The organism is Moorena sp. SIO3B2, from assembly GCF_010692525.1.
Taxonomy (GTDB): Bacteria; Cyanobacteriota; Cyanobacteriia; order Cyanobacteriales; family Coleofasciculaceae; genus Moorena; species Moorena producens.
Genome location: NZ_JAAHHE010000005.1, coordinates 48,039 through 55,308 on the forward strand (window position 1 = coordinate 48,039; position 7,270 = coordinate 55,308).

Sequence of the window (7,270 nt, forward strand, 5' to 3'; positions counted from 1 at the left end):
GGGCAACCCTGTCCAGTGGTTGAATCACACTACAGTTATAAAAGCAGGGTTCAAAAAATTCTGGTAATTTTCCCAGAATTGTAAAAAAAGTATACCTTTAGGCGTTCAGTTATGGCTCAAGCTTCTGGCTCTGCAGACGTTCCAGATATGGGGCGTCGCCAATTTATGAACCTCTTGGCGTTTGGGACAATTACGGGCACATTTGTTGGAGCTCTCTACCCAATCGTTAAGTATTTTATCCCCCCATCCAGTGGTGGGGCTGGTGGTGGTGTCACAGCTAAAGATGCTTTGGGCAATGACATCATGGTCAGCGAGTTTTTAGCTAGTCACAATGTAGGCGATCGCACCCTGACTCAAGGTCTCAAAGGGGACCCCACCTATGTGATTGTTACTGAAGATCAAGGTCTCGAAGCTTACGGTCTCAATGCGGTTTGCACTCACTTAGGCTGTGTTGTGCCTTGGAATGCTAGCAAGAACCGGTTCATCTGTCCTTGCCATGGATCTCAGTATGACAATACTGGCAAGGTAGTACGCGGACCAGCGCCTTTGTCTCTAGCTTTGGCACACGCTACGTTAACGGAAGACGACACCCTAGTCTTCAGCACCTGGAAAGAAACTGACTTCCGCACTGGTGAAGAACCTTGGTGGAGTTAATTGCTTTAGTCCTTAGTCCTTAGTTTTTAGTTAATTGACTAGTGCTAATCAACCATTAGCAATTAACAAGTTGCAATTTTTAAATTACCAATTTTTGAGTTTTTTGGCTTAGTGATGAGAACACCTGATGTATCGGTGATGGTTAACCGTGGCAAGGGGATGATTGCCAGAACTATTGTCTTGGTTGTGGCAGCTGTGGCCCTTTTCTTTGCCAGTGATCTGGCAGTTCCCCAGTCAGCTGCTGCCTATCCCTTCTGGGCACAGGAAACTGCGCCAGAAACCCCTCGTGATGCCACTGGTAAGCTGGCTTGTGCTAATTGCCACCTAGCAGAGAAACCGACAGAAGTGGAAATTCCCCAATCGGTACTGCCAGATACTGTATTTGAAGCTGTGGTTAAGATCCCCTATGACCTAGAAGCACAAGAGGTCTATGGTGATGGTTCTAAAGGTGGCTTACAGGTCGGTGCCGTGGTGATGTTACCCGAAGGTTTCAAGATTGCTCCTCCTGACCGGATTCCGGAGGAAATGCAAGAAGAAACCGAAAACATGTACTACCAACCTTACAGCGAAGACCAGGAAAATATAATACTCGTTGGTCCTCTACCAGGTGAGGAGTATCAAGAAATTGTGTTCCCAGTTCTGTCTCCTGACCCCAGAACTGAGCAAGATATCTATTTTGGTAAATACCAGCTTCATGTCGGTGGTAACCGGGGACGGGGTCAGGTTTACCCCACTGGAGACCTTAGCAATAATAATGCCTTCAATGCCTCTGCCACTGGTGAAATTACCAAAATTTCATTTGAAGAGTATGTTGGCTACGACGTTACTATCAAGACCCCAGATGGCGAGACTGTAGTTGATACGGTTCCCCCTGGCCCAGAGTTACTGGTTGCTGAAGGAGATCAGGTAGTATCAGGACAACCTCTGAGTACTGATCCTAATGTTGGTGGATTTGGTCAAAGGGATGTGGAAGTGGTCTTACAAGACCCAGCTCGGATTAAGTGGTTGATGCTATTCATCGGCGCGATTATGCTATCTCAAGTGTTGCTAGTTCTGAAGAAGAAGCAAGTAGAGAAAGTGCAAGCTGCTGAAATGAATTTCTAGTATTAAGTGGCTGGTTTAGAGGTCACAAAGCGCGTTTGTATCTGAGTTGTAAACACAATTCTTGTGGAAAAAGGCAAGAGGCAAGAGGCAAAAGGCAAGAGGGTAAAGAGATCCTCAGTTTTATTGTCCAATAAAAAAATCCTTGCTAGGTTTACATCTCATTTATAAACGCGCTTATTGCAATAGTTATTGGTTAAAGGTTGACAGTTGATGGTTGTAGGGATGTATAGTTGTGTCCCTTGACTACATCAATGGTCAACCTTTATTTATTTAGGGAGTCGGAAGTCGGGAGTCGGGAGTCGGGAGTCGGGAATAGAAATATAATAATCGTATCTGATTCGTGGAAGCCGTAGGGTGCGTTAGGGACGGACTCGCCAAGAAGCAAGCTGTAGCCAGTTTTGTGGAAGTACGTCCCGTAACGCACCACGAGGTCAAACTTCAAAAATGAGATGCACCCGATGGTAGAAGGGAAGGGAGAAGCAGGGAGTTTTGAATAAGTCCAGATATTGTAGAAATGATTGAAGAGTGCTATATATCAATCTAAATTTGTGCCAGGTGATTGAACTATGAATGAAAATACTGATCAAAGTCGGAGCTTTACAGTTGGCGATGTAGGAGGGGACTTTAAACCAATCGGCTCAGCAATGATGTCAGATAACGTTCAGATTAGCGGTACAGTTGCCGAGTCCATAAACCAGTTACCTGCTTCCCCTGATCCTACAAAACCAGGTATCAAAGAACTATTGTCTCAACTAATTGAGGCAATCTCTACCTCGTCAGATCTAAATGATGAGGACAAAGCTGAAGCTTTGGATCAGGTTAAAATTCTAGCTGAAGTTGGAAATAATCCTAATGATGAAGCTATGAAAAAGAAGGCAAAGACAGCAATAAAAATATTGAAAGGAACGGTTTCTGGCTTACCTAATGTTGCTAAACTAGCAGATTCATGTAGTAAATTGTTGCCTTTAATTACCAATTTATTGGGGCTGTAACTATTATTTTTTTTAAAATTAGGGTGTCACCCTAATTTTAAAAATGATCCACTCTTTAGGCTTAGTTTTCTGAAGGTAAAGCAAATGGCAAACAACCTGCATATTAACTTACTGCGGCAAGGTTTCAAAGTCTGGAATAAATGGAGAAAGCTAAATCCTCTTATTCCTAAGCTTAAGGGGGCGAATCTTACAGGATTAAACCTCTTTAAAGTAGATCTCAGTAGAGCAGATCTCAGTGAAGTAGACTTTAGCAAAACCTCACTCTACAAAGCAAACTTAAGTGGTGCGAACCTCTATAAAGCAAACCTTAGTACTGCAATTCTTCAGGAAGCAGACCTTAGTAAAGCAAATCTTATCGAAGCTAACCTGAAAGATAAAAAATTTCCTCAAACAAATCTCAGCGGAGCAAATCTTACTAGGGCAAACCTTAATGGAGTAAAATTATATGCACATACAAACCTTAATCAGACCAACTTTAGTTTGTCGAATTTCAGTCGAGTAGATTTTAGCGGACTAAATTTAAGGGGTAGTAACTTTACTGGAGCAAATTTGTATCAAGCAAATCTTAGTGCAACAAACCTTAATGGAACAAACTTCAGTAGCGCTAATCTTAGTGGAGCTAACCTCGAACATGCAAATTTACGAGAAGCCCAGATTCAAGAAGCAACTATTGATGAGAAATGGTATTTAGTTTGGGACATCGTTAATAATGGTGTAGAAGGGCGAGAGCTTCAAGGACTTGATCTAAGTATGGCTGACCTTGAAGAAGCAAATCTTTGTGAAGCTGATTTGAGTAGGGTCGATTTCACAAGAACAAAGCTTAATGGAGCTAATCTTGCCAAGTCTATTCTAGTCAAAGCTAATTTCTGTGAGGCAGATCTTAGGGGAGCAGATCTTAGGGGAGCAGATCTTAGGGGAGCGAACCTCAACTATACAAAATTACACCGCACCCAAATTCAGGGAGCAAAAAGCGAGAACTTCTACAATTAATAGAGACCATACTGGTGTATAAGTTACCCAAACTCAGTCGCACGGAGATCGAAGCCATGTTTAGCTTAAGTGATTTACGGCAAACCAAAGTTTATCAGGAGGCTTTAGCAGAAGGTATACAAGCAGGGAGACTTGAAGGTATACAAGCAGGTAGACTTGAAGGTAAAATTCAAGGCAAATTAGAGTCTATACCTCGGTTGTTAGCTTTGGGGTTAACCGTAGAACAAGTTGCCCAAGCTTTAGAATTAGAGGTTGAACAAGTTACAAAGGTGATCCAGCAGTCTTCTGATAGTTGATATATTTAGGTAATAGGTAATGGGTAATAGGTAATGGCGGGTTACCCATTACCATTACTATAGGTATAGTTAAATAATGACATTAATGTGAAAACCGACACCATATTCTATCGCCTGTTCCAATCGTTTCCCAGCATCTTCTTTGAATTAATTAACCATTCCCCTACAGAAGCACAAGCTTATCAATTCGCCTCTGTGGAAGTTAAACAACTAGCTTTTAGAATTGATGGAGTATTCCTGCCGACAACTACCACAGCCCAATCACCGATTTATTTTGTAGAAGTCCAATTTTGTGGTGATTTACCCTAGGGCGTGTTTTTCAACTCGGAGATCCCCCTAAATCCCCCTTAAAAAAGGGGGACTTTGAGTATGGCTCCCCCCTTTTTTAAGGGGGGCTGGGGGGGATCATAATCTTGTGGAAAACTTTGAAAACACGCCCGAGCCGCAATGTGGATAAAGGAGCAACTCAACAATATCAAGAATTACTGGATTCTCCAAGGGTATCTCGGATTTATCTCGATGAATTAGCCGAGACCCCTGCACCATCAGTAGGTATAGCTACAGTACAGCTAATTGTAACCGAGGAAGATTCTGCAATCTCACTTGCTCAAGACTTGATTCAACGAACCACTGAGGAGGTAGACAATGAACGACAAAAGCGAGAACTTCTACAATTAATAGAGACCATACTGGTGTATAAGTTACCCAAACTCAGTCGCACGGAGATCGAAGCCATGTTTAGCTTAAGTGATTTACGGCAAACCAAAGTTTATCAGGAGGCAAAAGCAGAAGGCAGACTTGAAGGCATACAAGAAGGCATACAAGAAGGTGAAATTCAAGGCAAATTAAAGTCTATACCTCGGTTGTTAGCGTTGGGGTTAACCGTAGAACAAGTTGCCCAAGCTTTAGAATTAGAGGTAAAACTTGTCAAACAGGTGCTCGAGCAGTCAACGGATCCCTGATACAACAAGCATACCATAGTTAGGTAATAGGTAGTGGGTAATAGGTAATAGGTAATAGGTAATAGGTTATGGGAGTTAGGCAGCAGTTTTTGAGGTCTGATTCTGTCTGATTTGACTAACAACCGCCTCTAGTAAGTAGGGTGGGCATTGCTCAGGTGAATTCCGGCAGGATTTGGGGTGGGAAACCGGCAATGCCCACCCTACAACAAAATACTTGCTATTACCTATTACTTAATTCTACTTGGCGGTGCGTTACGGTACGGGCTATCCCAACATTGGCGCTCGGTGTTGAAAATTAGGGCAAGCCCGCCCCTAACGCACCCTACGCACTAAATTCTCTATTACCTATTACCCATTACCTATTACCCATTACCTATTACCTATTACCTATTACCTATTACCTATTACCTATTACCTATTACCTATTACCCATTACCCATTACCCATTACCTATTACCGATTACCTATTACCGATTACCTATTACCCATTACCTATTACCTATTACCTATTACCTATTACCGATTACCTATTCCCGATTACCTATTACCTATTACCTATTACCTATTACCTATTACCTATTACCTATTCCCGATTACCTATTACCTATTACCTATTACCTATTACCCATTACCTAGAAAAAGGGTAGAGGGCAAAAGGGCGAAAGGGCAAAGAAGAGTCCACGCCTAGGAACAAACTACCCGGAAACCGAGGTCGTTGCTCCCGTAGGCCGGCGAGTTGTCGTTGCGATAGGCACAGCGGCAGTACCTCGAATTGTAGTGCCAAGAGCCACCGCGCAGCAGCCGATAATCATTATTATTATCACTTTTATCATCCCAGGCACTACCGTCTATTGGGGCACCCTCATAGTTGTTATGCCAGGTATCTTCACACCATTCCCATACATTACCGATCATATCATACAATTTCCAGTTATTCGGGATTTTTTGTCCTACTGGATGAGTTTGGCGATCAGAATTACCATTGTACCAAGCATAGTTTCCCAGTATTGACTGGTCGTCGCCATAGTAAAATCTAGTTGTCGGACCTGCTCTACAGGCATATTCCCATTCCGCCTCACTGGGCAAACGGAATTTTCGACCCTTGAGTTGACCCTTCAATTTTGCATTGAGTGCCGTACAAAATTTTTTAGCATCCTTCCATGATACCATCTCAACGGGTAGTTGAGCGCCTTTAAAGTGAGATGGGTTTTGGGAGTCTTCCTTAATAGTTTTATTAGGGTCACCAAGAACGGCTTGCCACTGCTGCTGAGTTACTGGAAATTTTCCCATCCAGAACTGTTTTACATTTACCTGATGCTGGGGCCCTTCGTGAGTAGCCCCAGCATCAGGCTCACTGTCGGGCGAACCCATCAAGAAGCTACCTGCTGGGATGGGTTGCATTTCTAAGAGACCCCCTTTACCTAAATTAAAGATTTCTGGAATTAAATGGAACTGTATTAAGGTGCTTTTGATGTAGGTGATGATGGCTTGTTCCGTGGGGACTACAACCAGGGGGGATTCTCTGGATGGGTCGATGGTGTTACTAAATTGCGCTACTTCTACCTCGTTCCCCAGTTTCAGACTCTCAGTGACTTGCAACTTTTTGGTTGTCAACGACTCTTGTAACCCTTGCACTTGCTTGTCTACATAGGTTTTCACTGCCAGTTCCGTGGGGACAGCTTGATTCGAGTTGTCTGCCAAGGTAATATCGCTGGAAAATTCATTAACCGCTTCTCCTAATTGTAGTTTCAGGTTTCCCTTCACTTCCAGCTTAGCGGTGGAATTGTCTGTCCCAATTTCTACGTTGCCCTTAACCTTCAGGGCTTCTGCAATGGTTAGAGGTCCCTGGAAGCTTTTTGTTGATTTTGGTATGTCTTGAAGAGTCTTCCCCAAACGGTCAATTTCATCCATGGCGGCATTCCACTCTGCCGAAAGGATCAAATCTCCAGCTTTTTTCTGTTTTGGTTCAAAACCGTTGGTCATTGCTTCCTCATAGTTATCACTAAAATAAAATTTCCCACACAAGGGTTAACTTAAATTTATCGCTCTTGGTAATTACCGGAAATACCACTCGATTATACATAATTGCGGTTTCTTTGTCTTCGCTATTAAACAACCCCGCTTCAGTTAACCCAACTTCCTGACCGCCAGGTTCCCCAAAATCCAGGTCTACAGACAACATAATTTTACACTTTTTACTTTCACCGTCCCCAGTCTCTATTAAATCTTTACCGATGTCAAAGGTTTTAAGTTCTTTCCGAAACACTTCATT

The 7,270-nt window shown here is 42.9% G+C and carries 6 protein-coding genes and 3 pseudogenes; 6 read left to right on the top strand and 3 right to left on the bottom strand.

What is annotated here, in order from left to right; translation table 11 throughout:
* The first annotated feature begins 111 nt into the window (after positions 1 to 111).
* Together petC and petA are read left to right on the top strand one after the other, a co-directional pair.
* Positions 112 to 654 carry a cytochrome b6-f complex iron-sulfur subunit gene (petC, locus tag F6K38_RS02315; protein ID WP_008186806.1) on the top strand — a complete coding sequence of 181 codons (543 nt, stop codon included), beginning with the start codon at positions 112 to 114 and terminating at the stop codon, positions 652 to 654.
* Positions 655 to 768: 114 nt separating this feature from the next.
* Positions 769 to 1,758, top strand: coding sequence for a cytochrome f (gene petA, locus F6K38_RS02320; protein WP_044493942.1), 990 nt, complete (start codon positions 769 to 771; stop codon positions 1,756 to 1,758).
* Between the two features lie 262 nt (positions 1,759 to 2,020).
* Here petA and F6K38_RS02325 read toward each other — a convergent pair whose 3' ends face one another.
* Positions 2,021 to 2,200, bottom strand: a complete 180-nt coding sequence (locus tag F6K38_RS02325; protein WP_287355978.1) for a hypothetical protein — start codon at positions 2,198 to 2,200, stop codon at positions 2,021 to 2,023.
* 124 nt (positions 2,201 to 2,324) lie between these two features.
* Between F6K38_RS02325 and F6K38_RS02330 the strand changes: the two genes are divergently transcribed.
* The 4 genes and pseudogenes from F6K38_RS02330 (at position 2,325) to F6K38_RS44005 (ending at position 4,998) form a co-directional block, all read left to right on the top strand.
* Positions 2,325 to 2,750 carry a hypothetical protein gene (locus F6K38_RS02330; RefSeq protein ID WP_287355980.1) on the top strand — a complete coding sequence of 142 codons (426 nt, stop codon included), beginning with the start codon at positions 2,325 to 2,327 and terminating at the stop codon, positions 2,748 to 2,750.
* A gap of 84 nt (positions 2,751 to 2,834) precedes the next feature.
* A complete protein-coding gene (locus F6K38_RS02335) occupies positions 2,835 to 3,740 on the top strand; it encodes a pentapeptide repeat-containing protein (RefSeq protein WP_287355982.1) in 906 nt (301 codons plus the stop codon).
* Positions 3,716 to 4,036 (top strand): annotated as a pseudogene (locus F6K38_RS02340) (Rpn family recombination-promoting nuclease/putative transposase); the annotation flags it as partial. The gene F6K38_RS02335 and the pseudogene F6K38_RS02340, both read left to right, overlap by 25 nt.
* Positions 4,037 to 4,123: 87 nt before the next feature.
* Positions 4,124 to 4,998 (top strand): annotated as a pseudogene (locus tag F6K38_RS44005) (Rpn family recombination-promoting nuclease/putative transposase).
* A gap of 684 nt (positions 4,999 to 5,682) precedes the next feature.
* On the opposite strand, the gene F6K38_RS02355 reads toward F6K38_RS44005, so the two are convergent.
* Together F6K38_RS02355 and F6K38_RS02360 are read right to left on the bottom strand one after the other, a co-directional pair.
* Positions 5,683 to 6,981: a formylglycine-generating enzyme family protein gene (locus tag F6K38_RS02355; RefSeq protein WP_287355985.1), complete on the bottom strand. Its 1,299-nt coding sequence runs from the start codon at positions 6,979 to 6,981 to the stop codon at positions 5,683 to 5,685.
* 19 nt (positions 6,982 to 7,000) lie between these two features.
* Positions 7,001 to 7,270 (bottom strand): annotated as a pseudogene (locus F6K38_RS02360) (hypothetical protein); the annotation flags it as partial.